The sequence below is a fragment of the Pseudomonas sp. URMO17WK12:I12 genome, assembly GCF_000514395.1.
Taxonomy (GTDB): Bacteria; Pseudomonadota; Gammaproteobacteria; order Pseudomonadales; family Pseudomonadaceae; genus Aquipseudomonas; species Aquipseudomonas mucoides.
In genome coordinates this window covers 1-1,949 of the sequence record NZ_AZVV01000029.1, presented here as the reverse complement: position 1 = coordinate 1,949, position 1,949 = coordinate 1, and the positions used below count along the sequence as shown (strand labels likewise).

At 44.1% G+C, this 1,949-nt stretch carries 1 protein-coding gene and 1 pseudogene; both read right to left on the bottom strand.

Going from position 1 to position 1,949, the window contains the following annotated elements; translation table 11 throughout:
* Positions 1 to 220 precede the first annotated feature (220 nt).
* A complete protein-coding gene (locus D882_RS1000000132790; protein WP_155953756.1) occupies positions 221 to 691 on the bottom strand; it encodes a hypothetical protein in 471 nt (156 codons plus the stop codon).
* A 223-nt stretch (positions 692 to 914) separates the two neighbouring features.
* Positions 915 to 1,121: pseudogene (locus tag D882_RS1000000132395) on the bottom strand (transposase); the annotation flags it as partial.
* Positions 1,122 to 1,949 lie beyond the last annotated feature (828 nt).

Below are 1,949 nucleotides of genomic sequence, written 5' to 3'. Positions count from 1 at the left end.
GCATGCGGTTCACCGCCAGTTCGCCCGACATCATGGAATGCGGAATGCCTGGCAGGGATTGTGTAGCCTCGCAGAGTGTCTGGAGATGTGTGTTAAACATCGCTGTTTAATGGCTAATCCCGGATTGATGCTTTACTTAATAAACTTCAAACGACAGAGATAAATAAATGCGTTCCCTTTTCCAGCTATCCCCTTTTCCAGCTATTTTCCAGCTGTTTTATTATTTTTTGCTGGCATTGTATAAACCGCTTAAAAAATCTTTATATGAGTAAAGATTGCCTTCTCCGTCCAGGTAAATTCCATTTTTTAAATCGTTTAAAATTGTAAAGGCGTAATTTTTATCGTCTAAGAGTGTCGAACCTTCTGGGAATCGGTGCGAGTAGGTGCTGTTTTTCTGGCTGACTATATGGTCTACGCAGTTTTCTTCTGAAAGAATGAATGATCGATTTAGAGGAACCCCTCGTTTTACCCCAGTATCTCCTATCGCTGCTATGCCAGTATCTATAGCAGTGATTGCAATATCCATTTTCTCGCCTGATGTCGCTGGGTAGGCACCAGTTAATACATCAGTCCACCTTAAATCGCGCACAGAAGCTTCGTCAAATTTTGGATTGATTTCGAAGGACTCATTGCCCGACATGATATTAGTTCCGAGGACAAGGTCAATCCGGTCGTTTTTTTTATCTGTCACGATAGGCTCCAATTATAAGGAAATAATTAGGTCTTGTTGCCTTTCTGGCGGAAAATAGACGCGCAAGAAAAGTTGATCACTCATACGACTTATTCTTTTGCTACGTAAATAAATATAGAACTGCATGTACGAATTGGCACCTGTAACAAATAACAGTTTTTAAGAATTTTTGGCTATAGGTTTTAGCAAAAAGGTGACAGGCCTGAAGGCACTTACTTAACACGGTAATCGCTGAGATGAGGCTGGGGGAGACTTCTGTGCCGTACATCTCCTCCAGGTGCCCCTGAATTTCCCGCACGGGCATGCCCCGGGCGTACAGCGAGATGACTTTGTCGTCGAAGCCCGTCCAGTGTGTCTGGTGTTTGGAGACGAGTTGGGGTTCGAACATGCCCTGGCGGTCACGGGGAATCTCCAACGGTAGCTCGCAAAAGTTCCGCGCTGATCGCACTGAATCACCGCGAGGTGAATCCCGAACAGCCCGCCATCTCCCTCATCCTGCTGCGTACAACCCAGATTAACTTTATTAATGTTCCTGGCATCAGGAAAACCACATACTTTCATCTGGCCACCTCAGATATTACAAAACACCATAAAAACTGTCACTTATTACAGTTAAATACTGAATTTAAACACGCTAAAGTCATCATCACGGCTCGCAATCTAGCCTCACACTGAACCATCAGGAACCAGCGCCTAAATCAACTCTCAATCGATGAGGCAATACCATGCCAAACCTTACAGGAACAGTTTAGTATTTCCGCGAGTCCAATCCGACTCCAAACCCTCATATCGACACCACGATTTACTCCATTACGATCATCCCTGATGACGGTGGGAAAGCCATATGCATTACAGAAAGTCGGAAAGGACGAACTTATAACAAGGGACAAAAAAATAACTTACTCTGGCACCCTGAACCCCAAAGGCGAAATGCTCTACAACATCCATCATTGATGTTCTAATCCTAAGAAAAAAGCAAACATTGAGAACGAGCTTGAATTAAATCATCCTTATTAACCGCCGTATATGCGCGACCTGCGAGCCCAACAAGGCATAACAGCAATAAGGAAGCGGAATCATTTATTCCTAATTACAGTGACATACAAAAAAAACGACAAAAAGGCGACAGACCTGTTTACCAAATAGATCTGTCACCTTTTAACTAGTGAGTCCACAAAAATCCCTGTGGGAGTGAGCCTGCTCGCGATGAGGCCCGAACAAACACTGCAAAATTCAAGGTCAACTTGACCAGTGTGGC